General features: G+C 41.3%; 25 protein-coding genes and 1 pseudogene. 4 read left to right on the top strand and 22 right to left on the bottom strand.

Features of this window, described 5'->3' with window-relative positions:
- Positions 1-8: 8 nt before the first annotated feature.
- The 10 genes from nusB to gpt all read right to left on the bottom strand — a co-directional run bounded on the left by nusB (position 9) and on the right by gpt (position 8,256).
- Positions 9-476 carry a transcription antitermination factor NusB gene (gene nusB, locus ACWU4D_RS07105; RefSeq protein ID WP_456050713.1) on the bottom strand — a complete coding sequence of 156 codons (468 nt, stop codon included), beginning with the start codon at positions 474-476 and terminating at the stop codon, positions 9-11.
- Positions 476-946, bottom strand: a complete 471-nt coding sequence (gene ribH / locus ACWU4D_RS07100; RefSeq protein WP_456050712.1) for a 6,7-dimethyl-8-ribityllumazine synthase — start codon at positions 944-946, stop codon at positions 476-478. Before ribH ends, nusB begins: the two co-directional genes overlap by 1 nt.
- A gap of 114 nt (positions 947-1,060) precedes the next feature.
- Complete coding sequence (locus ACWU4D_RS07095) at positions 1,061-1,714, bottom strand: riboflavin synthase (protein WP_456050711.1); 654 nt, start codon at positions 1,712-1,714, stop codon at positions 1,061-1,063.
- A gap of 6 nt (positions 1,715-1,720) precedes the next feature.
- Complete coding sequence (gene ribD, locus ACWU4D_RS07090; protein WP_456050710.1) at positions 1,721-2,830, bottom strand: bifunctional diaminohydroxyphosphoribosylaminopyrimidine deaminase/5-amino-6-(5-phosphoribosylamino)uracil reductase RibD; 1,110 nt, start codon at positions 2,828-2,830, stop codon at positions 1,721-1,723.
- Between the two features lie 30 nt (positions 2,831-2,860).
- A complete protein-coding gene (gene nrdR, locus ACWU4D_RS07085) occupies positions 2,861-3,310 on the bottom strand; it encodes a transcriptional regulator NrdR (RefSeq protein ID WP_456050709.1) in 450 nt (149 codons plus the stop codon).
- Positions 3,311-3,412: 102 nt separating this feature from the next.
- Positions 3,413-4,663, bottom strand: coding sequence for a glutamate-5-semialdehyde dehydrogenase (locus ACWU4D_RS07080; RefSeq protein ID WP_456050708.1), 1,251 nt, complete (start codon positions 4,661-4,663; stop codon positions 3,413-3,415).
- A 13-nt stretch (positions 4,664-4,676) separates the two neighbouring features.
- Positions 4,677-5,813 carry a glutamate 5-kinase gene (gene proB, locus ACWU4D_RS07075; RefSeq protein WP_456050707.1) on the bottom strand — a complete coding sequence of 379 codons (1,137 nt, stop codon included), beginning with the start codon at positions 5,811-5,813 and terminating at the stop codon, positions 4,677-4,679.
- Between the two features lie 135 nt (positions 5,814-5,948).
- On the bottom strand, positions 5,949-6,338 hold the full coding sequence (gene crl / locus ACWU4D_RS07070; RefSeq protein WP_456050706.1) for a sigma factor-binding protein Crl: 390 nt from the start codon (positions 6,336-6,338) through the stop codon (positions 5,949-5,951).
- Positions 6,339-6,445: 107 nt separating this feature from the next.
- On the bottom strand, positions 6,446-7,690 hold the full coding sequence (frsA, locus tag ACWU4D_RS07065) for an esterase FrsA (protein ID WP_456050792.1): 1,245 nt from the start codon (positions 7,688-7,690) through the stop codon (positions 6,446-6,448).
- A gap of 101 nt (positions 7,691-7,791) precedes the next feature.
- On the bottom strand, positions 7,792-8,256 hold the full coding sequence (gene gpt, locus ACWU4D_RS07060) for a xanthine phosphoribosyltransferase (protein WP_456050705.1): 465 nt from the start codon (positions 8,254-8,256) through the stop codon (positions 7,792-7,794).
- A gap of 866 nt (positions 8,257-9,122) precedes the next feature.
- Here gpt and ACWU4D_RS07055 point away from each other — a divergent pair.
- A complete protein-coding gene (locus ACWU4D_RS07055; RefSeq protein WP_456050704.1) occupies positions 9,123-10,598 on the top strand; it encodes an aminoacyl-histidine dipeptidase in 1,476 nt (491 codons plus the stop codon).
- Positions 10,599-10,669: 71 nt separating this feature from the next.
- Here ACWU4D_RS07055 and ACWU4D_RS07050 read toward each other — a convergent pair whose 3' ends face one another.
- From ACWU4D_RS07050 to ACWU4D_RS06995, 12 genes are all read right to left on the bottom strand, one after another.
- Positions 10,670-11,413: a DUF2884 family protein gene (locus tag ACWU4D_RS07050; RefSeq protein WP_456050703.1), complete on the bottom strand. Its 744-nt coding sequence runs from the start codon at positions 11,411-11,413 to the stop codon at positions 10,670-10,672.
- Positions 11,414-11,612: 199 nt separating this feature from the next.
- Entirely contained in the window at positions 11,613-13,310 is a 1,698-nt protein-coding gene (locus ACWU4D_RS07045; protein WP_456050702.1) for an FAD-dependent oxidoreductase, read from the bottom strand.
- A gap of 268 nt (positions 13,311-13,578) precedes the next feature.
- The gene (gene dinB / locus ACWU4D_RS07040) at positions 13,579-14,637 is read right to left on the bottom strand and encodes a DNA polymerase IV (protein ID WP_456050701.1); all 1,059 of its coding nucleotides are present in this window, start codon (positions 14,635-14,637) and stop codon (positions 13,579-13,581) included.
- Positions 14,638-14,901: 264 nt separating this feature from the next.
- On the bottom strand, positions 14,902-15,135 hold the full coding sequence (nqrM, locus tag ACWU4D_RS07035) for a (Na+)-NQR maturation NqrM (protein WP_456050700.1): 234 nt from the start codon (positions 15,133-15,135) through the stop codon (positions 14,902-14,904).
- A gap of 13 nt (positions 15,136-15,148) precedes the next feature.
- Positions 15,149-16,156 (bottom strand): FAD:protein FMN transferase, encoded by a 1,008-nt coding sequence (locus ACWU4D_RS07030; protein WP_456050699.1) that lies wholly within the window; start codon positions 16,154-16,156, stop codon positions 15,149-15,151.
- A gap of 134 nt (positions 16,157-16,290) precedes the next feature.
- Positions 16,291-17,514 carry an NADH:ubiquinone reductase (Na(+)-transporting) subunit F gene (gene nqrF, locus ACWU4D_RS07025; RefSeq protein WP_456050698.1) on the bottom strand — a complete coding sequence of 408 codons (1,224 nt, stop codon included), beginning with the start codon at positions 17,512-17,514 and terminating at the stop codon, positions 16,291-16,293.
- A 32-nt stretch (positions 17,515-17,546) separates the two neighbouring features.
- Positions 17,547-18,143 (bottom strand): NADH:ubiquinone reductase (Na(+)-transporting) subunit E, encoded by a 597-nt coding sequence (gene nqrE, locus ACWU4D_RS07020; RefSeq protein WP_456050697.1) that lies wholly within the window; start codon positions 18,141-18,143, stop codon positions 17,547-17,549.
- A gap of 7 nt (positions 18,144-18,150) precedes the next feature.
- Positions 18,151-18,783 carry an NADH:ubiquinone reductase (Na(+)-transporting) subunit D gene (locus ACWU4D_RS07015; RefSeq protein ID WP_456050696.1) on the bottom strand — a complete coding sequence of 211 codons (633 nt, stop codon included), beginning with the start codon at positions 18,781-18,783 and terminating at the stop codon, positions 18,151-18,153.
- Positions 18,783-19,568, bottom strand: a complete 786-nt coding sequence (locus ACWU4D_RS07010) for a Na(+)-translocating NADH-quinone reductase subunit C (RefSeq protein ID WP_456050695.1) — start codon at positions 19,566-19,568, stop codon at positions 18,783-18,785. The genes ACWU4D_RS07015 and ACWU4D_RS07010 overlap by 1 nt, the downstream gene beginning before the upstream one ends.
- A complete protein-coding gene (locus ACWU4D_RS07005) occupies positions 19,558-20,802 on the bottom strand; it encodes an NADH:ubiquinone reductase (Na(+)-transporting) subunit B (protein ID WP_456050694.1) in 1,245 nt (414 codons plus the stop codon). Before ACWU4D_RS07005 ends, ACWU4D_RS07010 begins: the two co-directional genes overlap by 11 nt.
- A gap of 5 nt (positions 20,803-20,807) precedes the next feature.
- The gene (locus ACWU4D_RS07000; RefSeq protein ID WP_456050693.1) at positions 20,808-22,148 is read right to left on the bottom strand and encodes a Na(+)-translocating NADH-quinone reductase subunit A; all 1,341 of its coding nucleotides are present in this window, start codon (positions 22,146-22,148) and stop codon (positions 20,808-20,810) included.
- 439 nt (positions 22,149-22,587) lie between these two features.
- Positions 22,588-22,905 carry a BolA/IbaG family iron-sulfur metabolism protein gene (locus ACWU4D_RS06995; protein WP_456050791.1) on the bottom strand — a complete coding sequence of 106 codons (318 nt, stop codon included), beginning with the start codon at positions 22,903-22,905 and terminating at the stop codon, positions 22,588-22,590.
- 180 nt (positions 22,906-23,085) lie between these two features.
- Between ACWU4D_RS06995 and ACWU4D_RS06990 the strand changes: the two genes are divergently transcribed.
- From ACWU4D_RS06990 to ACWU4D_RS06980, 3 genes and pseudogenes are all read left to right on the top strand, one after another.
- Positions 23,086-24,225: a methyltransferase gene (locus tag ACWU4D_RS06990; protein WP_456050692.1), complete on the top strand. Its 1,140-nt coding sequence runs from the start codon at positions 23,086-23,088 to the stop codon at positions 24,223-24,225.
- A gap of 89 nt (positions 24,226-24,314) precedes the next feature.
- The gene (locus tag ACWU4D_RS06985) at positions 24,315-24,884 is read left to right on the top strand and encodes a YajG family lipoprotein (protein WP_456050691.1); all 570 of its coding nucleotides are present in this window, start codon (positions 24,315-24,317) and stop codon (positions 24,882-24,884) included.
- A gap of 1 nt (position 24,885) precedes the next feature.
- Positions 24,886-25,437: pseudogene (locus tag ACWU4D_RS06980) on the top strand (peptidylprolyl isomerase); the annotation flags it as partial.
- Between the last annotated feature and the right edge of the window lie 831 nt (positions 25,438-26,268).

Below are 26,268 nucleotides of genomic sequence, written 5' to 3'. Positions count from 1 at the left end.
ATTTACGACTATTTCTTTCGTACATGTGGTGCCGCTTTATCAAGCACACCATTTACAAACTTATGACTATCTTCTGCTGCAAACACTTTAGCAAGTTCGATTGCTTCGTTAATCACTACTTTGTACGGCACATCATCACGCTGTGTCATTTCGTACATGGACAAACGTAACAAAGCGAGCTCCATCATATCGAGGTCTTGCATTGGACGAGACGTATATGGACGAATCTTTGCATCCAAAGCAGTAACATTTAGCACGACTCCAGTAAGCAAATTACGGAAATATTCAACATCTGTTTCAGGTGCCTGCAACGAAGGTTCTTGAGCGCTGTGCTCTTCATCGTCATATTTACCATTTGAAAGAAATTGCGCTTCGATATTTGCAACATCATCCTTGGTAATTTGCCATGAATAGATAGCCTGTAATGCAAACTGGCGAGCGTTACGACGCGAAAGTGGTTTCACACGTGCACCCATTAGAGTTCAATCTCTGCAAGAACGTTAATCATTTCTAGCGCGCTAAGTGCCGCTTCTTCGCCTTTATTTCCAGCTTTAGTACCTGCTCGTTCGATAGCTTGATCGATGGTATCAACCGTCAATACACCAAAGGCAACAGGAAGGTCATACTGCATTGAAACCTGCGCTAAACCTTTATTGCATTCGCTACATACATAGTCAAAATGTGGCGTGCCTCCACGAATAACAGAGCCAAGAGAAATAATGGCATCAAATTTATTGGTCATAGCCACTTTTTTGGCCGTAAGCGGAAGCTCTACAGCTCCAGGACAGCGAACGATAGTAATATTATCATCAGCAACTTGCCCATGACGCTTTAAAGTATCGATTGCACCTTCAAGAAGCCTGTCGTTAATAAAACTATTAAAACGAGATATAACGATAGCTATTTTTGCATTTGGTGCTGGAAAACCACCCTCGATCACTTTCATAAACTTTCCTTCAAACTCTGTTCACCCATGAGAATCGCCGGATTCTAGCACAATTCGACGAGCAATATCTATTGCTAATTAACCTTTACTATAGCGAGTAATTGCAACGAGAACCTAAGCAAAGCCGTGTTTTTGCAAAAAGTCCATCGTCAGTACGGAATCAGGCTCTGCTTCTTGTTTCGCTCCAATTAATCGCTCTAAATAACGAGCCATTACATCGACTTCCAAATTTACTTTGCGTCCCACTTGAAAATCATTGATTGTAGTCTCTGATGATGTGTGTGGCACAATGGTTAATTTGAAGGCGTTTTTACGTAAATCATTCACTGTTAAGCTTATTCCATCAACAGTAATGGACCCTTTTTCAGCAACATATTTACTAAGCGAGCTTGGCATTTCAACCCAAAACTCAATGGCCCGTCCAACACTATTTCGCTCAATTATTGTTCCAACACCATCCACGTGCCCCGAGACAATATGCCCACCAAACCGTGTTGTCGGCAACATCGCTTTTTCTAAATTCACATCGTCGCCCACCTTATAGTGAGCAAATCCAGTTTTATTTAGTGTTTCAACGGATAAGTCGGCGGTATAACTGGTCGATGTCATCGCAACAACAGTCAAACACACCCCATTGGTTGCGATGCTATCACCAAGCTTTACATCACTCATATCCAATACACCCGCATTCACTCGAATGCTGATATCTTCACCTTTTGCTGTCAACGCAGCTAGGGATCCAACGGCTTCTACAATACCTGTAAACATATTTAATTAATTCTTATATTGTGGTCGGACAACGATTCTAATATCAGGCCCGACTTTAGTGAGTTCTTGAATCTCTAAATCAATGACGTCGCTCATTTCTGTTAATCCTAACTTTCCAAACAACCCTCGCCCATCACTGCCTATCAATTTAGGCGCTAAATAGAGCACAATGTCATCAACCAGATTTTGACGAATCATGCTTCCTGCTAGTGTCGCACCAGCCTCTACCCAAACATGATTAACTTGCTGCTCGGTCGCGAGTGTTTTCAATAGCGTTTCAAGGTTTAACTGTTTTTGAGAATCAACATCTACAATGATATCTCCTGACTTTTCAGCCACCGTCATAATCGGGGGACTACCGTCATTAAAAATCCGTAAATCCGGAGTAAGCTTCTGTTGGCGGTCGAGAATAACGCGAAGGGGCTGACGTAATTGTGATTCAGGGTAATTCGCTTGAATTGAATCCGGTAATTCATGCCAACGCACCGCTAAAGAAGCGTTATCTGCAATAACCGTTTGACTGGTCGACAATATCGCCCCAGCTATCGCTCGATAAGCTTGAACATCTTGGCGAGCTGCGGCTGAAGTGATCCATTGGCTTTTACCATTGGCTAAAGCGGTTTGACCATCCAAGGTTGCTGCCATTTTTAGTTGAACATAAGGCAATCCCGAACTCATCTTTTTAATAAATCCGGGATTCAACGCGGCGGCATCGGATTCAAGTAAACCAATAGCCACATCGATTCCGGCGTTTCGAAGCATTTGAAAGCCGTTCCCAGCAACCAAAGGATTGGGATCACTCATGGCACAGACCACTTTTACGATTCCAGCTTTAATTAACCCTTCCGCACAAGGCGGCGTTCGCCCATAGTGAGAGCAAGGTTCTAATGTTACGTAAGCTGTCGCGCCCTTGGCTTTTGCCCCAGCCTGTCGTAGAGCATGAACTTCAGCATGAGGCTCTCCTGCTTTTGCGTGGTAACCTTCACCAACAATATGTTCATCGTTGGTGATAACGCATCCGACATTAGGATTAGGAGCTGTGGTAAAGCGTCCTTGTTTAGCGAGATGAATCGCGCGATTCATCATCTTATAATCGAACAACGAAAACTCTGACATTAGACCAACTCGCTTCTATTGTTATCGTCTCTAGTCTTGTAGTTTGGCAATCTCTTCACCAAATTCTCGTACATCTTCAAAACTACGATAAACGGAAGCAAAACGGATATATGCAACTTTATCTAACTCTTTTAATTGTTCCATGACAAGATTTCCAACTAAATCACTCGGCACTTCACGCTCACCTGTCGCCCGCAGTTGCGACTTAATCAAACTTAACGAAATATCGATAGCATCGGCACTAACAGGGCGCTTTTCTAGCGCTCGTAAAATCCCACCCATCATTTTTTCTTCATTAAATGGTTCTCGGTTACCATTAGATTTAATAATCCGAGGCATCACTAATTCCGCTGTTTCGAACGTGGTAAAGCGCTCATGACACGCCACACACTCACGCCGACGACGTACCTGATGCCCATCGGCAACCAAGCGGGAATCGATTACTTTAGTATCAGTTTCAGAACAAAAAGGACAATGCATATAACCTCCACATGAATAAGACGAGTGTAGCGGAAATGGAAAACGGAAGAAATGCAAAAAGGGGCTAAATAGCCCCTTTGCTTGTTAGATCACGAGATAAAACTAAGGACGAACAAGATAGTTTGCTTTTCCTACCCATTTATAGCTGGTGAGCTCTTCTAATCCCATAGGACCACGAGCATGCAGCTTTTGAGTTGAGACCGCAACTTCGGCACCAAGGCCAAATTGCGCGCCATCGGTAAAGCGGGTAGATGCATTAACATATACCGCAGCAGAACCAGCGGAATTAATAAACAGTTCTGCATTGTTTAAGTCATTCGTCATAATGGCATCAGAGTGACTCGCATTATGTTCACGCATATGATCAATGGCTTCATTCACATCGGCAACAACTTTGACACCAAGAGTATAACTTAACCATTCAGTATCGAAATCGCCGTCTTTTACATCTCGGATCTCTTTCGCCATCGGCATTAACTCTTTTGCTTCTGGTGTCGCAACGAATGAGACTTGATCGTTTAGTCGTACTGCGAGTTTTGTCAAAAATGACTCTGCAATATCCTGATGCACCAGTAACGTATCCAACGAATTACACGCAGACGGACGCTGAACTTTCGAGTTTTCAACCACATCAAGTGAGCGCTCAAGATCCGCATTCGCATCAACATAAATATGGCTAATACCAAAACCACCTATAATGACTGGGATTGTGCTATTTTCCTGACACATTTTATGTAGTCCAGCACCACCACGAGGAATGATCATATCGACGAACTGATCGAGCTTAAGCAATTGCCCAACAAGCTCACGATCTGGCTTTTCTATATACTGAACAGAAGCGGCTGGCAAACCGGCCTTTTCTAATGCAGCTTGGATAACGTTAACCAATTCCATATTAGAGTTGAACGTTTCTTTGCCACCACGAAGAATACTCGCGTTTCCGGTTTTTAAACACAATGCAGCAATATCAATCGTGACATTAGGGCGAGCTTCATAGATCACCCCCACCACACCAAGAGGGACACGTCGCTTAGCGAGGCTCATACCATTTTCGAGTACACGGCTATCGATTTCACTTCCAACGGGGTCATTGAGGTTAATGACGTTACGAACATCAGAAGCAATACCTTTGAGACGCGAGTCGTTCAATAATAAACGGTCCAATAAGGCTTCCGTTAAACCAGCCTCTCGACCCAGTTCAATATCGATTGCATTAGCAGCCAGAATCGCTTCTGAACGTGCTTCCAATTCATCAGCAATCAATGATAACGCTCGATTTTTTTGAGCGGTCGACGCGGTTGCAAGTTGAAAAGCCGCTTCTTTGCCCGCTTTCCCCATTAGAGTTAAATCCACGATGTACTCCTATCTATTCTTGAATGACCACCATGTCATCACGGTGTATCACCTCGGCACCAAAATCATATCCTAGAATGGCCAGAATATCTTTACTGTGCTTACCGAGAATTTTTTCCAAATCCTGACTTGAATAAGCGCTAATGCCTTTAGCGACAATCTTACCAGATTTATCAATAACACGAGCAACTTCACCACGTGCTAATCGACCACGAACTCGTATAACCCCTTTAGCTAACAAGCTGCTTCCATTGGTTGTCACCGCGTTAACGGCACCTTGGTCAATCATAATGTCGGCCGATGCTGTAGGACCTGCCAATATCCAACGTTTACGGTTTTCTAACGATTCTTCCAATGGCAAAAAGCGAGTTCCTTGAGGTGAGTCCCCTAAAGAATCGAATATAACGTTAGTTGCTCTTCCGGCTGCGATGATGACTTCAATACCAGCACGACGAGCAATATCCGCGGCTTGTAACTTCGTTGCCATACCACCAGTACCGAGCGTGGTGCCACTTCCACCGGCAATTTCGCGCAAGGTATCATCAATTCGGGTGACTTCTTTGATTAGCTCAGCATTGGGATCTTTACGAGGGTCAGCAGTAAATAACCCTTTTTGATCCGTTAGCAGCAGTAATTTATCCGCGCCACACAAAATACCAACCAATGCTGATAGGTTATCGTTGTCACCGACTTTAATTTCGGTGGTCGCTACCGCATCATTTTCATTCACAACAGGAATAATTCCACCATCAACCAACGCATTAATCGTATCGCGCGCATTCAAAAAGCGTTCACGATCTTCAAGATCGGCACGAGTTAATAGTATTTGACCAATCTTAATACCGTAGATCGAAAATAACGACTCCCAAGCTTGAATCAACTGACTCTGCCCAACAGCAGCTAAGAGTTGTTTGCTTGCCATTGTAGAAGGTAATGCAGGAAAGTCTAAGTGCTCTCTTCCCGCTGCGATGGCTCCAGATGAAACCAGAACAACTGAGTGGCCTAGCTTCTTTAACTCAGCACACTGACGCACCAACTCAACCATATGGGCGCGATCTAAAGCAAGTGTTCCACCAGTGAGCACACTTGTTCCTAACTTTACAATCACCGTTTGAGGATGCTGCAGTTGTTCGCTTTTCTTTGTAGTCATGAGCTATCTTTTATCTATGGTTAAGCTAATAATGTTTGAGACGATGTTTTAACAATCTAGCGTTAGTTTAACAAGTAAAAAAGGCGCTAATAAGCACCTTTTCAACGAGATTGAATCTTTATTTCGCTTTTTAAGTTAAACGGTCACAAGTTCACTTTCGTCTAATTCAACACTAAGTTCAAAATCCTTAGCGAGCATTGCTGTTAATTTGTCATGAAACACACTGCGAGTGCGCTCAATTTCTGCAACATCAGCTTCTTTTAAATCTTCTTTAACCCAGTTTCCTTCAACATCAAAACGGCCATATTGGTAATTAGCTTGAAAGCCGTTGTCAGTATCAATTAATAACATCCACCATCCCCAAAATTCACGTGTTTCGGGAGATTGAGTATCATCGACACATACTGATAAGCAATCAAAAAAGTAAATTTCTGGCTCGCATTTTTCTTGACGTAGATATGGACCAACCGCTTTGAATGCACTCAATAGCCTATGATACGTCGGAATTTTAACCTCATGTGGCATTGTTATACTCCCTGTCATAATCACTAACGTTTAGTTGTACTTGCTATATTATTGATTTCAATAGTCTATTAATTATATGTTTGTAACTAATTCAAAGCCACTTGTCACTAAATTAGTTCATCTTCTAGCCAATTAATTGCTAAATCAAGTGACTGATCATATCCATGAGAGATGGATTTCGAATTAATTTCCTTCGCTTTTCCACCTGAACTGTATATTTCAACAAGCTTATTGTCCTTCAAAGGAGATAATTGGTCCCCTTGAAGAGACAGCGCTAAGATAGGCACTTTTGTTTTTCTTCCTGCGAGAAAACCTTGCTCTTTTAGTGACCAAGCTCGAAGTTGACGAGATAAACTATCCACATCAACCATTCCCTTTTCTAGCCGAGACGCCAATACATCTAAATACATTTTTGGCATATTTTTTACTTTCTGTGGTGACGATAATACATCGTGAAGTGGCGCACCAATCGCTACACACGCTTTAATTTTTTCTGGCGCAAGAAATGAAAGTCGAATCATTGCGTTTCCACCAAAGCGAAAGCCAAAGAGCCCAACACTATGATGGTCGACCCATGGCAATGTGGGTAATTGGTTGAGTACTTCTTGGTGTAACACAGAGCAATCTTCTGTCAGAGGCCAATGCGAATTTGTCCCAATCGATGGCATATCAATGGTTAACATCGCAATATTTCGTTTCGCTAAGTAATCCCGAAAAATCCGCCACATATCAGTTTGTAGACTGTCTAATCCTGCCGAAATCATAACTACGGGTTGGGGTTTTTCAGTGTGAGAAAGATGTAAATGAGCCACTATTTTTTTATTTTTATAGGGAAACTCTAATCGTTTTACCACATAGGCTGTTTTCTCTGTCGCCTCATGATAAGTCGAGCTGGCTAATGCTTGGGCTTGAACGGATAAATTATCATTTTTCAGATGAGGGTACCCGGCAATACTAAAGCACAAAGAAGCAGAAAATAGTTTGTTTGCTGCTTTTTCGCCTTCAAGTAGTTTCGCTTGCTGCTGATAACGACTGCCTAGCTTAGTCCACTCATAGGCCCAATTTCCACTATGATAGCCCATCACCGTATCTAACCAAGCATCGTGAGTTCGCGAATGAGTTGAAGAGGCGATTCGAGCTAATACTTCTTCTTGATCAATAGGATCAATGCCTTGCCATATCCACTGCATACGAGATAGTGTTCGATACCATGAGTTATTAGGATCATCTATCTTGTCTGCTATAAACTGAGCACTACTGGGCATATATTGAGTAAGAGAAGATGTCTCTTTTGCCTGGCGGTGATTGGCAAATAGCTTCTCAGATAAGTTGGCACTCTCACTTGATTTAATGGAATTGGCAGACATAACATCCCCAGCAGTTTGACGTTTTTAAAATGGTAACGGAAAAAAGGCCCTAAACAGGACCATTAATCAAAATTCAATACACGGCTTTACTTCAACTTCCGGTTTATCGGTTCAATATAAACGACCGATGTATCCCACGGCTGTTCAATCCACGTATCTTGAGCAATGTCGACAATATATTCATCGACAAGATCTTTACCTGAAGGCTTAGCACACACAGTGATAAGTTTAGCTTTTGGGTACATTTCGCGAATTTTTCTTGCAGTGTCTCCACTATCAACAAGATCATCAACAATTAAAAACCCTTCACCATCATGATCTGGTGCTTTTATTACATTCATATCACGTTGGTGGTCGTGATCGTAACTTGCTATACAAATCGTATCGACATAACGAATACCTAATTCACGAGCTAAAATTGCTGCAGGAACGAGACCACCACGACTAACCCCTAAGATACCACGCCATTGTTCAGCTGGCATTTGGAGTTCGGCAAGTTGACGACAATACATTTGCATATTGTCCCAAGTGATAAGAAATTTTTTACTCATTAGTCTATCCCAATGTTATTGACACTAAATTCGCTAAACGGTGGTCTATCTTACGTAAAAGAGAACAAACGTAGCTTATTATACGATGAAATGGTGTGCTTAAAAGCAAATCAAACTTATGGATATTCACGTCACAAAAATACGTAAAACAAGACTCGCCACAGCCCGGGCGATTATAGAGATTTAGGGTTAAAAATGATAGTAAAAAGGCGCTAAAAGCCCCCTCTAGATCAAGATTCCATCAGCGCTAAAGAGCAATATACGAAACACTATAAGCCGTATTGCAGACAAAAAAACGCCATCTTAAATTATATAAGATGGCGATGGATAGTTATTAACCATTTGGGGCTTTACAGTCCAATAATAATTTGGGGTGAACAAAAATGTTCAGATGCAAGTCCAGTAAACTAGTCTTACATTTGTCGCAATGCAAAAGAGCAACCAATCATTGCGACTATCAAAACAGAACAGATTGAAATCAGGATAAACTCAAGCTGCGCCTTGATGATAAATCAATCAAAATAACCAAGCAGTCATTCATCGATTGATAAATAGAATACCATAAAGAAAATAAATTACAACATGACAACTTTAAATATAAAAAAACATTTAAAAGTGATTAATTAATAACACATTTAGGTAATTAAATTACAAAAATATATTTTTTTACGTACTGAAGCTCCATCAATATGTAAGCGATGAACGTTTACCAATATCATCGGTTAGCTAGGTTAGCCTTGTTACTACTCTCCTGTCACAATCAGTGATATTCTTTAATGCGTCTTTTTGTATATAAAGCTTACATTTGTATTCATAGCTTACGTCTATTCATCATCAACCCATTTTCAACATGGGAGGAATTATCTATGTCACAACATCACTCAGAAATCGCTCTTTTATCTCCAAGTAATGTATGGGAGATATTCGATAAAATTTGCTCTATTCCTCACCCTTCTTATCATGAAGAAGCATTAGCAAACTACATCGTAAATTGGGCCCAAGAGCTCAAGCTCGATGTTAAGCGCGATAAAATCGGAAATATATTTATCAAAAAGTCCGCAACGAGTGGAATGGAGAAACGCAAAACTGTTGTCCTTCAAGCTCATCTCGATATGGTTCCTCAAAAAAATGAAGACACAGAACACGACTTTACGACCGATCCGATTCGTCCCTATATCGATGGCGAGTGGGTCACGGCTGATGGCACAACATTGGGTGCTGACAATGGGATTGGTATGGCTACGTGCTTGGCCGTGTTAGCATCAACGAATATTGAGCATGGTCCACTTGAAGTTCTTCTCACCATCAATGAAGAAGCGGGAATGGAAGGCGCATTTGGATTAGAGGCAGGATGGCTCGATGCTGACATTTTACTAAATACCGACTCAGAACAAGAAGGCGAAGTGTATGTTGGCTGTGCCGGAGGGATCAATGGTCTGCTAGAGCTACCAATTACTCGTGAACCGGCCAAAGGCGACTCACAGATAATAAAATTGGATCTCAAGGGTTTGAAAGGGGGACACTCTGGTGTCGATATTCACCTAGGTCGGGGGAATGCCAATAAACTTCTGTCTCGTTTCTTAGCGGAAATTGATAAGAAACATAAAATTCAACTCATCGATTTTTCCGGAGGAACGTTAAGAAATGCGATTCCTCGAGAAGGCTCTGTCACCATTCAATGTCCAAAAAGCCAAACTCAGGACATTATCGTTGCGTACGAACAGTTCGTCACCTTAATTAAAAAAGAGTTAATTCAAGTTGAACCCAATATTGTCGCTAAAACAGACGTGTTGACCGAGCATACTCTTGATCCAATAACACTAACCAGTACGAACGCCATCATCAATACACTCAATGCAACGCCTAATGGCGTGATAAGTATGAGCAATGATGTGCCAGGTATTGTTGAAACCTCGCTCAATATAGGCATCGTATCGACAGAGTTTGAAAAACTGTCTGTTTTAATATTAGTTCGAAGTTTGATCGATAGTGGTCGAGAATATACTGAGAGTATGGTGACTTCTATTGCCCAACTAGCGGGTGCCGATGTTCGTTTCTATGATGCTTACCCTGGGTGGAAACCAGATACAGAATCCGAAGTCATGGCTATATTCCGAGATAAATATCAAGAGGTCTATGGTGCAAAGCCCAATATTATGGTCATTCACGCTGGGTTAGAATGTGGATTGTTCAAACAACCTTACCCTCAGATGGATATGATTTCATTTGGGCCTACAATCAAGTTCCCCCACTCTCCTGACGAAAAAGTTAAAATCGATACAGTTGGTCAGTTTTGGCAACAAATGGTCATGTTACTTAAAAATATTCCAAGTATTAATTAAATTGTTCAAAAATATAAAAAGAGAGCACTGTGCTCTCTTTTTTACTGTTCGATCATGTGTCATTCATTTGGCTAAATAGTAAAGATTCTATAATCTTGTAACTCTGGGATTTGGTTACGCATATCATCTTCTTGATCGACAATTTCATGCAACGATTCACACATTTTGTTCTCTTGTACATCCAATTCTTTGCTGTGTGTTTCTAAACGTTCAGATATATTCGCCTCCAACTCAAGAAGCAATCCGCCCATTGCCGATAAACTAATTCCACCCTCTTCTTGGATCTTACTCAATAACACTTGCCACACTTGCTCAATAAATTCTTCATCAAACAAAGCCTTAGCTTTCAATGCATGAGATTTCCACGTCTCACTCAGCGAATCAAAAGTCCCTGCTGGTAAAATGACCGTATCAGTATTAAGGTATGCTTCAGAGGCAGCACCCCAAAACTGGTCTAACTCTTCTTTTAGCTCATCAAAGGCACCAGGAGCTCCCAATGAAGCAGCGATATCATCAATAACATGGTCAAGGAACTGTGCATTGCTTGTCGCATAATCGGCAAGACTTTCCATATGATGAGTAACCAATTGACGATATTGTTGTACAGCTTGAAGTTGCTCTGGAGTGAGCTCGACAACGTCTCCTCCAATCAATACTTGGCTCTCATCATTAATTTCAACGTTGGTTCCATCTTCTAAGTGAAAAAGTAACCAACCATCATTAGACTTAATATCACGCTCTACCGAAACATCACACTGCTCTGCGCTCACTGAATAGGAAACGATCACTAACAATAAAGAAAGTATTACTTTCATAAAAAACACACCTTAATCAAAACGATTTGCTACTCAAGACTGTAATCGCCTAGGAACTCTTCTATTCATTTACTTCACATCATAATATAAAGAGAAAATAGCCACAAATGGCAACAGAGTAAGAAAAACAAAACCGGTAAACATACGCCAACCGGTCGAACTAAAGCGCTTTATAAAGAGCTTGGTCAGAAATACTTCTCTACTTCTCGCGCTTATATGGCCATGCCATTACACCACCTTCCAACACTTTAACATTCTTCCACCCATTAGCTTCGAGAATCAACGCCACTTCGTAACCTCGAAGGGAAATCTTACAGAAACAAATGATTTCGGTATTTTTGTCTTCTGGTAACTCATCCAAACGCTTTCTTACCATTCCAAGAGGGATAAGTGTTTCACCAATACCTAAGCGCATATCTTCAAATTCATCTGGGCCTCTTGTATCAATGATAAATAACGGATCTTGTTGCTCGAGTTTTTTCTTGAGTTCGATGGAAGAAATGCCTTTCAGACGATTCTTGAGTTTATTCTGCATGAGGTGTGAAGTCGCCACAAAGTGATCTATTGCCAAAGAAAACGGCGGAGCATAAGGCAAATCGAGATTAATCAAATCCTCTACCGTAAAACCGCCTTTTAGTGCCATGGCTGCAGAAGCAATCTGCTTGCTTACATCTCCACTACCAACACATTGCAGCCCTAGTACTTTGCCCGTTTTTTTATCCGCCAACATTTTACTAATCAGCAGCTTAGCACCCATAAATCCAGGTTTGTCTGGGCTAGTGTTGATCACGGTCTCAAAGGTGTCATAACCAAGTTGTTTCGCAGTTGCTTCTGATAATCCGGTTGAGCCTGCAGAAAAGTCGAAGACCTTACAAATTCCGGTCTGAAGTACTCCCGGGAATGTGACGTTATTGCCTTCAATCACATTTTCACCTGCAACTCGCCCTTGTAAATTGGCTAAATCTCCCATAGGGGCGTGAACTTTTTGGTTGGTCAATAAATTGGTAGATTCAACACAATCTCCTGCTGCATAGATAAATGGATCAGAAGTCTGCATATATTCGTTGACAACAATTCCACCTGTCCTGCCGACCTTAATACCAGCTTGCTGAGCAAGAGCTGAATTAGGACGAACGCCGATAGCGACAACCGCAAGTTCACACGGTAATTCAGTACCATTCGCGAGCTTAACGCCAGTCAATACACCATCCTCACCTAAGAATGAAGCAACTCCATTATTGGTGATAACATTCGCTCCCTTTGCTCGAACGTGATTTTCTACAATTTCTGCCATTTCCCAATCGAGGAAAGTTAATAACTGTGGTGCAAGTTCTACAACAGTAATATCGATACCAGCAAGTTGCAAAGCTTCACAGGTTTCGATACCAATAAGTCCACCGCCAATAACAATCGCTTTCTTAATCTTCTTCTCATCTCTAACGCTACGAAGGAAATCGGCATCTTTCATTGATTGAAGGGTGGTGATCCCTTGTAAATCAGTACCTGGAATCGGCGGTATAATCGGCTGTGCCCCCGTACATATCACCAATTTGTCGTAATCAATAGATTCAACTTCCCCACTCTCAACATTTTTACATGTCAGCTGCTTCGTTTCTTTGTCAATAGAAGTTACTTCTGTACCGGTACGAGCATCAATCCCTTTCGCATTTAAAAAAAACTTAGGGTCTCTAACAACACCGGTTGGGGTACTAATTAAAGCATTACGGTTATCAAATACACCACCTACATAATAAGGGTAACCACAAGAAGCCATTGAGAGATCTTTGTCTTTCTGCAACAAAATAATCTCGGCGTGTTCATCTAACCTTCTTGCCTTTGCAGCTGTTTTAGGACCCGCTGCCGACCCGCCGATAACAACAATTTTTTTCTTATTCATTGAAGTCTTCCTTAAATACCAGTTAACCACTACCTCATCAGCGTTTGTTAAACACTTTCAGATAAATTAGCATATGCAAAGTATAAAACATTAGCATATGCTAATTTTACCAGCAAGAATAATATTAAAAGAAATATATAAATGAAATAAGGAGGGATCGGCTATTAAGAAATACGTATGATCAAACCGTTCGATAAGTTGGTGCGACACATAAATACTGGCAGAAGTGCTCTATTTGAGAAGTAGATTGTGTTTATAATAATAGGAGTTACCATTCAAAGCTTAGTTGATGCTCGCTGTCGTCTCTCTTAGCTTCGATACCAAGGTTTAATCCGATTAAACGAACACCTCTTCCGCATTGGCGCTCTAACCCTTTCTTTAATAAAAGCGCAAAATATTCCTTCTCCGCATCAGTGTACTTATGCTCGACCGAGGTTTGTTTAAAATCGTCAAACTTTAATTTAACTCCTAACCTGACTATTTTTTTCTCATTAGACAGCTTACCAAACCGGGTAGCAAGTTCTTCGAATAATGGGGCTATCGCCGACAAACACTCTTCCTCGGTATATATATCGTGATCAAAAGTACGTTCAACACCAACGGATTTTCGCTCTCGATCAGACGTAATCTCTCGTTCGTCGATGCCATGACAACGCTCCCACAAAAGTCCTCCAAACTTGCCAAAATGTGACATTAAATAATGCTGGTCAGTGTGTTTAATGTCCGCTCCTTTATAAAATCCTAACCTGTGTAGCTTATTTAAAGTCACCTTGCCTACACCGGGGATTTCTTTAAGATCGAGCTTATCGATAAACCCTTGAATATCATTGGGGGCGACGACAAAAATTCCATTTGGCTTGTTAATGTTAGAAGCCACCTTTGCAACAAATTTAATAGGGGCAACACCGGCACTCGCCGTCAGTTGCAGTTCTGACTCTATGGATCGACAAATATCTTGAGCAATCAAGGTTGCTGAACCATGAAAGTTCGGATAGTCGGTTACGTCTAAATAGGCTTCATCGAGAGAAAGCGGCTCGATGAGATCAGTATAGCGAGAAAATATTGAGTGGATTTGTCTTGAAACGGCTTTGTATTTTTCCATATTACCCGGAATTACGGTTAAATTTGGACACCGTTTTAAAGCATGAGCAGTGGACATTGCTGAACGGACACCATATTCACGAGCGATGTAATTACACGTTGCAATAACACCTCGGCGATATTGAGAGCCTCCTATCGCCAAGGGGATGTGTTTTAATTCTGGATGATCTCTTGATTCAACCGCAGCGTAATAGCAATCGAGATCAATGTGGATAATTTTTCTCATAATGAATGATCAAATTCAAAATAAATAATCATTCATCTAAAGCATAAAAGTGAATACAAAATTATGTTTATAGAATACCTCTGAAACACAATTTCGTTTACTCGATTTAGATATGATCAAATATTCTCAACGCAGATAAACCCCATTACTGTATATAAACACAGTATAGCAGTTAATATACACCACGAATAGACTTTAGCATTTGCGATATCGTGATCATCTTTATCTAGTACGCAGGTTGATTGAACTACGAACTAAAACAACTTATGCAATTCGATCTTTATTCCATTCGGCTAATTTTTGTGCGCGTAAAGCTTCACGAGCTTCACGTTTCTTTCTTGCATCACAAGGCTCAGGGCAATTGCAGACTTTGTCGATACCAACGGCATCCAATCCACCACAACTTCCTTTTACCAATTTACGTTGAAAGATATACCCCACAGCCATTGCAGTAATGACCAAAAGGAATACGCCGAAAGTAATTAAAAAAGTATTCATTGTTACTCCTTCTCTATTTATTTAAATACGGTTTAAAACGGCTTGAAGATAACTCTTTATAACCATCTTGAGTTTTTACCACCATAAAGACTGGGATATCATTCTCTTCGGCTAAAGCCATACCATCAACCTCTCCCATAACCATGATACCAGTAGCTAGGCCATCTGCTGTCATTGTTGAACTATCCAATACAGTGACTGAGACTACTTTGTTACTAATTGGACGACCTGTTTTAGGGTCAATAATATGAGAATATCGAATACCATTCTCTTCAAAATAATTACGATAATCACCCGACGTGGCAAGCCCCATATTACCGGGTTCAATGATTTCTTGAATAGCTCGTTCATTCGTAACTGGCTTTTCAATTGCGATTCTCCAACCAACACCTTGTTGATTCTTACCTCTCAACCGAATTTCTCCGCCAATTTCAACCATATAATTTTTCAAGCCTAACGATTGGAGGTATTGAGCAACTACGTCAACTCCCCACCCTTTCGCGATCGTTGACAAGTCGACATACAAATCTGGTATATCTTTACTTAGCGACGTACTATTCACTTGCAAGTGCTCTATGCCTACACTCTTTCGTATCTGAGTTAAATCTTCGTCAGTTGGAATAACATCAGGTCTAGCTTCTGGACCAAACCCCCACAAGTTAACTAAAGGGCCAACGGTAACGTCTAGCGCACCTTGAGTTAAGTGATTCAGGCGAATAGCCTCCTGAACCACCAAAACCATCTCTGGTGATACTTCGTATGGCTCACTACCTTTGTATTGATTGAATAAACTTAATTCCGAGCTTTTACGGTAGGTCGACATTTGATCATTTACTTGTTCAAGTAGACGATCAATTTCAGTTTGTATCTTACCAGCCTCAAGGGCTTGCTCGGTATCATCTAAGTACTTAACGTTGTATGTCGTACCCATTGTCGGCCCACTTAAGTGCACTTGGTCAATCGACTGTTCACAGCCGACTAAGCCAAAAATGGTAACAAACAACAATACCAAAACTTTCATTAAAACCACTCCCAAAAATCAATATCAAATGTTCTGATAAACCTGTTCCACACGAATACATTTGATATTGACTATCGTAATAAAAAATAATGGCTGGCTATAAAAGCCAGCCATCTTAGTTCAACAAATGAATCTTAACCGCCAAAGTCATCAAGAAGAATGTTTTCTTCTTCAACGCCAAGTTCTCTTAGCATGTTAATAACTGCAGCATTCATCATTGGTGGACCACACATGTAGTACTCACAATCTTCTGGAGCATCATGATCTTTTAAGTAGTTTTCATAAAGCACATTGTGAATAAATCCGGTATACCCATCCCAATTATCTTCAGGAATTGGATCAGATAAAGCCACATGCCACTTAAAGTTATCATTCTGATCTTGCAACATATCGAAATCTTCTTCGTAGAACATTTCACGTTTAGAACGAGCACCGTACCAGAAAGACATCTTACGCTTAGACTTAAGACGTTTGAGCTGATCAAAGATGTGCGAGCGCATTGGAGCCATACCGGCACCACCACCTACAAACACCATTTCTGCATCAGTATCTTTTGCAAAGAACTCACCAAATGGCCCAGATATCACACATTTATCACCCTCTTTAAGAGACCAGATAAATGAAGACATTTGACCAGGAGCGACATCTGGATTATTTGGTGGCGGCGTAGCGATACGCACATTCAACATAATAATACCGAATTCTTCTGGGTAGTTAGCCATTGAATAAGCACGAATGATATCTTCGTCTACTTTAGACTCGTAACGGAATAAATTAAATTTATCCCAATCTTCACGATATTCTTCAGGTACGTCGAAATCTGAATATTTAATATGGTGAGCTGGGGCTTCAATCTGAATATATCCACCCGCACGGAATGGAACAGATTCACCATCAGGAATTTGAAGTTTAAGCTCTTTAATAAAGGTCGCTTTATTATCATTAGAGATAACTTCACATTCCCATTTTTTAACACCAAAGATTTCTTCAGGAAGCTCAATATCCATGTCCGTTTTGACCGCCACTTGGCAGGCTAAACGTTCACCTTCACGAGCTTCACCTTTTGAAATATGATCAAGCTCAGTTGGTAAGATATCACCACCACCTGATTTTACTTTAACGCGACATTGACCACATGAGCCACCGCCACCACAAGCAGAAGATACAAATACACCAGATCCTGAAAGCGCGCTAAGTAGCTTACTGCCTGGCTGAGTAACGATTGCTTTATCAGCATCGCCATTTACTGAAATTGTAATGTCACCTGTTGGTACTAACTTAGATTTAGCGAATAAGATCACCAAAACAAGAGCGAGTACAATCAGAGTAAACATCACTACACCAAGAATTATGTCCATTGACTATTCCTTTTTGCTGCGGTTTACCCGACTTACAGTTGAACACCAGAGAAAGACATAAAGCCTAACGCCATTAAACCAGTAGTGATAAAGGTGATACCTAAACCACGCAAACCTGGAGGTACATCAGAATACTTCATCTTCTCACGGATACCTGCAAGTGCAACAATCGCCAATAGCCAGCCAACACCAGAGCCAAAACCATAGACAATAGATTCAACGAAATTGTAATCTCGTTGCACCATGAACGAAACACCACCAAAGATTGCACAGTTCACGGTAATCAAAGGTAAAAAGATACCTAACGCGTTGTACAAAGGTGGAAAGAATCGATCCAAAATCATTTCAAGAATCTGAACCAATGCAGCAATAACACCGATAAAGGTAATAAAGCTAAGGAAGGTTAAGTCCACACCGCCAACAAGAGCTCCATCTTTTAAGATCAGGTTGTAAACAAGGTTGTTCACCGGAACCGCTATCGTTAAAACAACGACAACCGCTACGCCCAGACCAAAAGACGTTTTTACTTTTTTGGATACAGCAAGGAAAGTACACATTCCCAAAAAGAACGAGAGGGCCATATTTTCTAGGAAAATGGATCTCACTAATAAGCTAATATAATGTTCCATGACGTCCTTACTCCTTTGCTTCGACTTGTTCAGGCTTGATGGTACGAATAACCCAAATAAGCAGACCAATGAGGAAGAAGGCTGACGGAGCTAATAACATTAGTCCGTTAGGCTGATACCACCCGCCATTATTAACAAGAGGTAGTACTTCCAAACCAAAAATCTTACCGGAACCAAGTAGTTCACGGAAGAAACCAACCGAAATCAATACGAAACCATACCCTAGACCATTTGCTATTCCATCAATAAATGATGGAAGCGGTGATGATTTCATTGCAAATGCTTCCGCTCGTCCCATTACGATACAATTCGTAATAATCAGACCAACAAACACCGAAAGTTGCTTAGAGATTTCGTATAGGTACGCTTTCAAAATTTGGTCAACAACAATTACTAATGAAGCAATAATTGCCATTTGAACAATGATACGTACGCTATTAGGAATATGGTTACGAATAACGGATACAAAGAAGTTAGACAATGCAGTTACGAAAATTACTGCAAGTGTCATAACAAAGGCCGTTTCAAGTTTGGTTGTTACAGCGAGAGCCGAACATACACCAAGAACTTGAAGTGCAATTGGGTTGTTATCCAATACTGGCGCGACCAGACTTTTCTTAAGTTCTTTTACGCTAGACATTAGTTCAAGCCTCCATTACGAACTTTTGCTAGGAACGGGCCATAGCCATAATCCCCAAGCCAAAAGTTGAATTGGTTTTGTACGCCAACACCGGTTAATGTTGCCCCTGAAAGGCCATCAACACCGTGCTCTGAACCCGCAGGGGCTCCACCTTTGACAATTTCGATTGCCGGTTTAAAGTTGTCATCAAACAACTTTTTACCCACAAATTGAGCACGCCAATTTGGGTTTTCAACTTCACCACCAAGGCCAGGAGTTTCTCCTTGCTCGTAGTAAACAATCCCATCTACGGTGTTCCCATCGGTTTTAACTGCAACAAATGCGTACATCATCGACCAAAGGCCATTACCATGGATAGGTAAAATCATGCGCTCTAATTGATCGCCAGATTTCACTAGGTAAACTAAGCCGTAATTAGCTCGATTGAAAATTTTCCCTGGGTCAACATCAGCGTCTAGCTTGATTGAACTATTTGGATTTTTCGCAGCAGCACGTTGATCATAATCTTGCGCCAATACGCCACTTTCAGTTTGGTCAACTAACTCACCGGTGGAGAAATCCACTAACTTAGGTTCGATGAACTGTTCGTAAAGCTCTGGTACCGTTCCTTGAGACATATCAATGCCAGAAACGTCCAAAATTTTCGACTGTTTATCTAAGGCCGCATTAATTTGTTGTTGTGGACGAAGGCCAACGGCCGCCGCCGATACAATGATTGAGCACACTAAGCTCAATGCGATAACAACAAACAGCGTTTTTTTAATGCTATCGTTATTACTTGCCATAGCGTGATAATCTCCGTTTGATGTTCTTCTCAACAACAATGTAATCAAACAATGGTGCAAACAAATTAGCAAATAGAATCGCCAGCATCATCCCTTCTGGGTAAGCTGGGTTAACAACTCGAATTAATACACACATTGCGCCAATCAAAATACCGTATGCCCACTTACCATTATTGGTAAATGATGCCGATACCGGATCGGTTGCCATAAAGAACATACCGAATGCAAAACCACCTAAAACTAGATGCCAATGCCAAGGCATATTAAACATTGCATTAGTGTCAGAGCCGATCATGTTGAACAATGTCGACAGCACAACCATACCAATCATGACACCAGCAATAATTCGCCATGAAGCGATGCCCATGTAAACAATGAAAAGAGCTCCAACTGCTAGTGCTAAAGTAGAAACTTCACCCATTGATCCAGGAATATTACCAACAAAAGCATCCATCCAAGAAATTGCTTCACCAGTAACATTATGAATCAATGCACCACTTCCACCTTGAGACCATTGGCTCAGTGCCGTTGCTCCAGAGAAGCCATCAGCAGCAGTCCATACCGCATCACCTGAGATTTGAGCTGGGTAAGCAAAGAAAAGGAAAGCACGGCCAGCAAGTGCTGGGTTAAGGAAGTTACGCCCAGTACCACCAAATACTTCTTTTGCAATAACAACACCAAATGTGATGCCTAGAGCCGCCTGCCAAAGAGGTAGCGTAGGAGGTACGATTAATGCAAACAAGATTGAAGTGACGAAGAATCCTTCATTAACTTCGTGTTTACGAACCATACAAAACAGTACTTCCCAGAAACCACCAACGATAAAGACCGTTGCATAGATTGGTAAGAAATACGTCGCACCTAGCAACATTTTGCTGCCAACCCCTGCATCACTAGATAGCGTTCCCCCAAGGGCTTCGACTAACCAATAATGCCAGTTACCATCAATCACACCAGCAAGTTGAGCGCCAGCATATAAATGGTTCAATGCCATCACAGCTTGGCCACCTGCGTTGTACATACCCCAAAACATTGCTGGGAATACCGCAAGCCAAACCATAATCATGATACGTTTTAAATCAACACTATCACGGACGTGAGAGCTTTTTTTTGTAACTAAACCAGGAGTATAGAAAAGTGTTGCAGCGGCTTCATATAAAGCGAACCACTTCTCATGCTTACCACCAGGCTCAAAATGAGGTTCGATGTCCTCAAGAAACTTTTTAAGATTCATGGCAATTACCCTTCCTTCTCTATCTTGTCGAGACATTCACGAAGCAGTTGCCCATAATCGTATTTGCCGGGACATACAAAGGTACATAGTGCTAGATCGTCTTCAGATAACTCGAGTACACCGAGGCGGATTGCGTTATCTGAATCACCAGCACAAAGATCGCGAAGCAGTAATGTTGGTTCCATGTCTAATGGCATTACTTTCTCATAGTTACCGATTGGCACCATGGAACGATCACTACCATTTGTTGACGTAGTCATATTAAACAGTTGGCCTTTGAATAAATGACCTAAGAAAGAACGAGTAATTGAGAACTTATTCTTACCTGGCATTGCCCAACCAAGGAAATCCTTATCACGACCTTCACGTAACGCAGATACTTGACTGTGATAACGACCAAGATAGGCATGAGGACCAGTAGCGTGTGTTCCTGTTAAAACAGAACCAGAAATAACACGTACATCTCCAGGCATAATTTCGTTTTCGACCAGTTCATCAAGGTTCGCACCGAGTGTCGTGCGCACTAAACGAGGCTTATTCACAACAGGCCCAGCTAGCGCTACTACTCGTTCGTTGTACAACTCACCAGTAAGAAATAACTTACCAAATGCGATAACATCTTGATAATCGATAGACCAAGCAACAGTCTCTTGATTAACAGGATAGAGATAATGCATATGTGTTCCCACTAACCCAGCAGGGTGTGGTCCACCAAATACATGCTCCTCTATATTATCCTGTGTAGAACGAGGTAGGCTCTCTTCCGTTTTACACACGAATACTTTCTCTTCACTAAGAGCCGAAAGTATATCGAGGCCTGCGGAGAATGCGTCTGCCTGTTCATTGATAACTATTTTAGGATCAGCGGCTAAAGGATTAGTATCTATCGCGGTAACGAAGATAGCCTTAGTCGTTGAATCAATTGCTGGAACCTTGCTAAATGGACGAGTACGTAACGCAGTCCACAAACCGGAATCAATTAATTGAGCTTTAATCGATTCACGGTCAAGACCGGACAGTTGACTCGCTTCAAATTTATCAAAAGTCACTTGGTCATCACCAGAAGCTTCAATCACAACAGATTGAAGAACTCGTTTTGCACCACGATTCACTTCGACAACTTTGCCACATATCGGAGAAGTATATTTCACACCTGGGTTCTTTTTATCTTCAAAAAGAATCTGGGCTTTCTTTACTTCATCGCCTACACGAATATGCATAGTTGGACGCATGCCAACATACTCTTCGCCAAGCAAGGCGACTTTAGTGATGGGGTTACCATCATTTATCACCTGGGAAGGAGCTCCTGCTATAGGTAGGTCCAATCCCTTTTTTATTATAATCATACGCACTTGCACTACTTTATCGGGAAAAAAGATTCTATAAATTGCGTAAATGTAAGGAAGCTTTCAACATATCTTGATTAAAAGTTATGTAATACGAAAGATGTCCTAGACACGACATTGGTGCCCGACTTTGTCCTAAACAAAATCGCAACATTCATTTTAAATTCTCTTATATATAATTACATGAGAGGATTTTTAAGGTCGATAGTGTAGCCTGTTTGACAAAATGATGCCATGGCCAATCACTATCGAGGGCAGCATAATTTATGAACAAAAGTCTAGGTTTACCCAACTAATAAACATAAGTTTGAACTACCGCACATTTAACAACATTACATTTTATTTTTAACAATTAATATTCCGTTACCAACAGAGACAACGAAAGAACAGATTGAAATATGTTAATAATTTTAGAGTTTCAATTAACACAAAACGTTAACTAACCAAGTTCTCCCTTGCTTCCGCCCATACATTGAGGACTACTTGGCGCACTTTGAATATCTGACCATTCTTGAACAGTATAGGTATGAATTGCCAATGCATGAATATGATTCTCAAGTTCATCGGCTAAAGTTTGATTAATTAAGCGATGCCTTCCAATTAATCGCATATCGACAAAGTCATCGCTCACCACAATCACTTTAAAATGACTTTCAGAGCCTTCGGGAACATTATGCATATGGCTTTCATTCAGCACCTGCAAATATTCAAGATTCAAAGCCGTTTCTAACTTTGTTGTAATTGTTGATTGAACAATAGTGCTTGGCTTCATAGAATTTCCTTTAAGTACTCTGACTCATTGATTGTTGTCTTTTATATTGGACTACAAAAAAATATAAAATCCGTATCATTGTTGAATGATGTGCAGGAGGTTATAGTCCCTCCTTTGTTGTATTCGTGATAATTTACATGCATTAATAGGTCAAGACAATAACTGATGCCACACACAGAACTGACACATTTCGATAAAAAATTAACCCTTCACCGCTACCCTAAACGCAGTAATGAAACGTTTCAGGCATGGGATGCTGGGGACGAATACATAATTAAACACGTAGAATCTCTTGAGCTTCCTCCAAATCAGCGAATCTTAGTGTTAAATGATCAATTCGGAGCTTTGGCAATCTGGTTCAGCCAGAAGCATCAAGTCATCTCGATGAATGACTCTTATGTTTCTATGATGGGAATGAAGCAAAATGCTAGCCTTAATAAATGCCAAAAGATTGAATTCCTTTCAAGTATAGATCCAATTCCTCAAGATATTGATCTGGTCTTAATTCAGATTCCGAAAAGTAATCGCTATTTAAGTTGGCAACTAACACAATTACGACAACAGATAACATCTCATTGCACCGTAATTGCCGTTAATAAGGCCAAAGATATACACACATCGACATTAAAATTATTTGAACGTTACCTCGGTACAACAACGACTTCTCTAGCATGGAAGAAGCATCGACTGGTATTCACCACCCCTGATATTAATATAACTGAGCAAGTACCCGACGAGATAAGCTGGAACATTGAAGATGAAGAAATTGAAATAAGTAATCGTGCGAATGTGTTCTCTGGGGAAAGCTTGGATATTGGAGCCCGCTTTTTTATGCCCAACATTCCCGCCGATCCAAAAATAAAACATATCATCGATCTTGGGTGCGGCAATGGTGTTTTATCAGTCAAAGCTGCAAAGTTGAACCCAAATGCCAAAATTACAGCTATAGACGAGAGCTATATGGCCGTTGCTTCTGCTAGGGATAACCTAAAAAACAATATTAAAAGCGATGAATCTAGGTTTAATTGCATGATAAACAATTGCTTAGATAACATCTCAGAAAAATCGGCTGATTTAATTCTCTGTAATCCACCGTTTCATCAACAAAATGCCATTACTGATCATATTGCTTGGCAAATGTTTAATGATGCCAAATATGTTCTACAAGTCGGTGGGCGTTTATTGATGATAGGCAACCGCCATCTCGGTTATGAGACAAAACTCATCAAATTGTTTGGTAAAGCGCAAGTAAAAACTATCACTAAGAATCATAAATTTGCTATCTTACAAGCCATAAAAAGTTAAGTCTGGTTCTCGATTAACTTAGCTTAGAGGACTAGCGTCGACTTTGTCGTACATTGCTGTTTATACCTTGATACGAAAAGGAATCTAATATGAAGAAATTGCTCGTTATTATGTCAATATTTCTATTGACTGCTTGTGCTTCAACTGAACAAGCACAAATCGACCTGATGCCACAAGCAACGTTAAGCAATAGCGATATTGTTAGAAATAAATCATTCATATTAACCAGCAAAGATGTTCGACTCGCACAATATGTGGCCATCGTTGATAGTGGACACTCGCGAGTAGAACCGATACACGCAAAACAAAATTTACGATTAACCCTAGAAAACATTTTAGCTCAGCAGTTTGAATCTCAAGGTTTTTCGATTGTTACCAGTAATAATAATGCAGTCACTTTATCAATTGATGAAACCTTGGTTACAGTGAATCATTCGGTGATGAAGAATGAGATCAATGCCTCTGTCGTCTTAAATGTTATTGCTGAAACACCAATTAGTAAATTGGTTCGCACGTATACTGGCACCGCAAAGAAAACTGGTGCATTAAGCGCATCCAATGATGATATTCAACTCGTGTTGAATGATGTTTTAAACCTCGTATTAGAAAAAATAGCAAATGATCAAGAACTTCAAACCTATATGGCGGAGCGTTTTTAAGATGAAAACTTGTTGGACTGCATCTTTAGTTGCATTAGTTAGCTTCGGCTCTTGGGCATCGACTGGGCCTAGTGTTGAATTTGAAACCTCATTAGGCAACTTTACGATTGAACTGAATGAAGAGAAAGCACCAGTCAGTGTCGAAAACTTTATTCGTTACGTTGAAGATGGTAGTTATGTTGGAACGATATTCCATCGGATTATCCCAGACTTTATGGTTCAAGGTGGGGGTTTCAACGAAGGGTTAACCAAGTTAGACACGTATTCACCCATCAAAAACGAATCCAACAATGGTCTAGCGAATTTGACTGCCACTGTTTCAATGGCTCGAACTCAAGCACCAGATTCGGCTACTCGTCAGTTTTTCATTAACTTAGTCGACAACAATTTTCTCGACTATGGTGAAAGACCACCGGGGTACGCTGTTTTCGGTAAAGTTAATGAAGGTTTTGAAGTTATCCAACAAATGGCTGAACAACCAACTGAGAAAGTTGGGTTTATGAAAAATGTACCCGTAGAGCCAATTCTAATTACTAATGTTACGTATATTCCAGCTCAGGATGTCGCAGCAATTGAAGAAGATACAGATGGTCAAGGCATACTCAGTGAAACTCTTGGTGATGTCGCATCTATCGCAGCGTCAGAAGGATCAAAAGACAGCGCAGCAATTATAGCAACTACCAGTGCTGGAGCTGCGTCTGTTGCAAGCGATATCGTAAGTAGCGCTTTAAATAGCAGTGATGCTGAAGCACAAGCTGCTGCCGAAGCAAAAGCCGCCGCCGAAGCAAAAGCCGCCGCCGAAGCAAAAGCCGCCGCCGAAGCAAAAGCCGCTGCTGAAGCAAAAGCCGCTGCTGAAGCACAAGCTGCTGCTGAAGCAAAAGCTGCTGCTGAAGCAAAAGCCGCTGCCGAAGCACAAGCCGCTGCTGAAGCAAAAGCCGCTGCCGAAGCACAAGCTGCTGCCGAAGCACAAGCCGCTGCCGAAGCAAAAGCCGCTGCCGAAGCAAAAGCCGCTACCGAAGCAAAAGCCGCTGCCGAAGCACAAGCTGCCGCTGAAGCAAAAGCCGCCGCCGAAGCACAAGCCGCCGCTGAAGCACAAGCCGCCGCCGAAGCAAAGGCCGCCGAAGCAAAGGCCGCCGAAGAAGCAATAATGGCTGCCGAAGCAAAAGCTGCTGCCGAAGCAAAAGCCGCCGCTGAAGCACAAGCCGCTGCCGAAGCAAAAGCCGCTGCCGAAGCAAAAGCCGCTGCCGAAGCAAAAGCCGCTGCTGAAGCAAAAGCCGCCGCCGAAGCACAAGCCGCTGCTGAAGCAAAAGCCGCTGCCGAAGCACAAGCCGCTGCCGAAGCACAAGCCGCTGCCGAAGCACAAGCCGCTGCCGAAGCACAAGCC

This window comes from Vibrio phycocola (assembly GCF_053850235.1).
The sequence above is the reverse complement of the archived record's forward strand: the minus strand, read 5'-3'. Positions and strand labels throughout refer to the sequence as shown.

Bases quoted from the DNA above. Each gene is read 5' to 3' on its own strand.
- dinB (WP_456050701.1), bottom strand. From the start codon at position 14,637: ATGAGAAAAATTATCCACATTGATCTCGATTGCTATTACGCTGCGGTT.
- ribH (WP_456050712.1), bottom strand. From the start codon at position 946: ATGAAAGTGATCGAGGGTGGTTTTCCAGCACCAAATGCAAAAATAGCT.
- crl (WP_456050706.1), bottom strand. From the start codon at position 6,338: ATGCCACATGAGGTTAAAATTCCGACGTATCATAGGCTATTGAGTGCA.
- ACWU4D_RS07055 (WP_456050704.1), top strand. From the start codon at position 9,123: ATGTCACAACATCACTCAGAAATCGCTCTTTTATCTCCAAGTAATGTA.
- gpt (WP_456050705.1), bottom strand. From the start codon at position 8,256: ATGAGTAAAAAATTTCTTATCACTTGGGACAATATGCAAATGTATTGT.
- ACWU4D_RS06985 (WP_456050691.1), top strand. From the start codon at position 24,315: ATGAAGAAATTGCTCGTTATTATGTCAATATTTCTATTGACTGCTTGT.
- ACWU4D_RS06990 (WP_456050692.1), top strand. From the start codon at position 23,086: ATGCCACACACAGAACTGACACATTTCGATAAAAAATTAACCCTTCAC.
- nqrM (WP_456050700.1), bottom strand. From the start codon at position 15,135: ATGAATACTTTTTTAATTACTTTCGGCGTATTCCTTTTGGTCATTACT.
- nusB (WP_456050713.1), bottom strand. From the start codon at position 476: ATGGGTGCACGTGTGAAACCACTTTCGCGTCGTAACGCTCGCCAGTTT.
- ACWU4D_RS07050 (WP_456050703.1), bottom strand. From the start codon at position 11,413: ATGAAAGTAATACTTTCTTTATTGTTAGTGATCGTTTCCTATTCAGTG.
- nqrF (WP_456050698.1), bottom strand. From the start codon at position 17,514: ATGGACATAATTCTTGGTGTAGTGATGTTTACTCTGATTGTACTCGCT.
- nqrE (WP_456050697.1), bottom strand. From the start codon at position 18,143: ATGGAACATTATATTAGCTTATTAGTGAGATCCATTTTCCTAGAAAAT.
- ACWU4D_RS07010 (WP_456050695.1), bottom strand. From the start codon at position 19,568: ATGGCAAGTAATAACGATAGCATTAAAAAAACGCTGTTTGTTGTTATC.
- ACWU4D_RS07045 (WP_456050702.1), bottom strand. From the start codon at position 13,310: ATGAATAAGAAAAAAATTGTTGTTATCGGCGGGTCGGCAGCGGGTCCT.
- ACWU4D_RS07030 (WP_456050699.1), bottom strand. From the start codon at position 16,156: ATGAAAGTTTTGGTATTGTTGTTTGTTACCATTTTTGGCTTAGTCGGC.
- ACWU4D_RS07005 (WP_456050694.1), bottom strand. From the start codon at position 20,802: ATGAATCTTAAAAAGTTTCTTGAGGACATCGAACCTCATTTTGAGCCT.
- proB (WP_456050707.1), bottom strand. From the start codon at position 5,813: ATGACTACAAAGAAAAGCGAACAACTGCAGCATCCTCAAACGGTGATT.
- ribD (WP_456050710.1), bottom strand. From the start codon at position 2,830: ATGTCAGAGTTTTCGTTGTTCGATTATAAGATGATGAATCGCGCGATT.
- nrdR (WP_456050709.1), bottom strand. From the start codon at position 3,310: ATGCATTGTCCTTTTTGTTCTGAAACTGATACTAAAGTAATCGATTCC.
- ACWU4D_RS07000 (WP_456050693.1), bottom strand. From the start codon at position 22,148: ATGATTATAATAAAAAAGGGATTGGACCTACCTATAGCAGGAGCTCCT.
- ACWU4D_RS07015 (WP_456050696.1), bottom strand. From the start codon at position 18,783: ATGTCTAGCGTAAAAGAACTTAAGAAAAGTCTGGTCGCGCCAGTATTG.
- ACWU4D_RS07095 (WP_456050711.1), bottom strand. From the start codon at position 1,714: ATGTTTACAGGTATTGTAGAAGCCGTTGGATCCCTAGCTGCGTTGACA.